Source organism: Actinosynnema sp. NPDC004786 (genome assembly GCF_053601135.1).
On record NZ_JBSGBG010000117.1, the window covers coordinates 1 to 1,441 of the forward strand.

The following is a 1,441-nucleotide window of genomic DNA, read 5'->3' on the forward strand; positions in this document are numbered from 1 at the left end:
AGTAGCGGTAGTGCTCGGGCTTGTAGGGGCCGTCCACGTCGACGTCGATGTACTCGGCCTGGTCCTTGGTCAGCTTGGTGAGCTTGCCGCCGAGGGCCTCCAGGTGGATGCGGGCGACCTTCTCGTCGAGCTTCTTGGGCAGGCGGTAGACCTCGCGGTCGTACTCCTGGTGCTTGCCGAACAGCTCGATCTGGGCGATGACCTGGTTGGAGAAGGAGTTGGACATCACGAAGCTGGGGTGGCCGGTGGCGTTGCCCAGGTTGAGCAGCCGGCCCTCCGACAGCACCAGGATCGAGTGGCCGTCGGGGAAGACCCACTCGTCCACCTGCGGCTTGATGTTGACCCGCCGGATCCCGGGGTAACGGGCCAGGCCCGCCATGTCGATCTCGTTGTCGAAGTGGCCGATGTTGCCCACGATCGCCTGGTGCTTCATCGCCGCCATGTGCTCCACCCGCACCACGTCCTTGTTGCCCGTGGTCGTGATCACGATGTCGGCCCGGTCCAGCACGTCCTCCAACCGCTGCACCTCGTAGCCGTCCATCGCCGCCTGCAACGCGCAGATCGGGTCGATCTCGGTCACCACGATCCGCGCGCCCTGCCCCCGCAGCGACTCCGCCGCGCCCTTGCCCACGTCGCCGTAACCGCAGATCACCGCGACCTTGCCGCCCATCAGCACGTCCGTGCCCCGGTTGATCCCGTCGATCAGCGAGTGCCGGATGCCGTAGCGGTTGTCGAACTTCGACTTGGTCACCGCGTCGTTGACGTTGATCGCCGGGAACAGCAGCTCCCCGGCCGCGGCCAGCTGGTACAGCCGCATCACCCCGGTCGTGGTCTCCTCGGTCACCCCGCGGATCCCCTCGGCGATCTTGGTCCACTTGCCCGGGTCCGCCGCCAACGACCGGCGCAGCGTCTCCAGGATCAGACCCCACTCCTCCGGGTCGTCGGCCTCCGGCTGCGGCACCACCCCGGCCTTCTCGTACTGCACGCCCTTGTGCACCAGCAGCGTGGCGTCACCGCCGTCGTCCAGGATCATGTTCGGACCGCCGCCGTCCGGCCAGGTCAGCATCGACTCCGCGGTCCACCAGTACTCCTGGAGCGTCTCGCCCTTCCAGGCGAACACCGGCACGCCCCGCGGCTCCTCCACGGTCCCGTGCGGGCCCACCACCACCGCCGCGGCGGCGTGGTCCTGGGTGGAGAAGATGTTGCACGAGGCCCACCGGACCTCCGCGCCCAGGGCGACCAGCGTCTCGATCAGCACCGCCGTCTGCACGGTCATGTGCAGCGAACCGGAGATCCGCGCGCCCTTGAGCGGGTAGACCTCCGAGTACTCGCGGCGCAGCGCCATCAGGCCGGGCATCTCGTGCTCGGCCAGCCGGATCTCCTTGCGGCCGAACTCGGCCAGGGAGAGGTCCGCCACGGCGAAGTCGATGCCGTTGCGGGT

1 protein-coding gene is annotated in these 1,441 nt (G+C 68.6%); it reads right to left on the reverse strand.

Annotated features, from left to right (window positions below; all coding sequences use genetic code 11):
- Positions 1-1,441, reverse strand: a 1,441-nt coding sequence (ahcY, locus tag ACWEFJ_RS39220; protein ID WP_449716920.1) for an adenosylhomocysteinase, incomplete at both ends; no start/stop codon positions are given.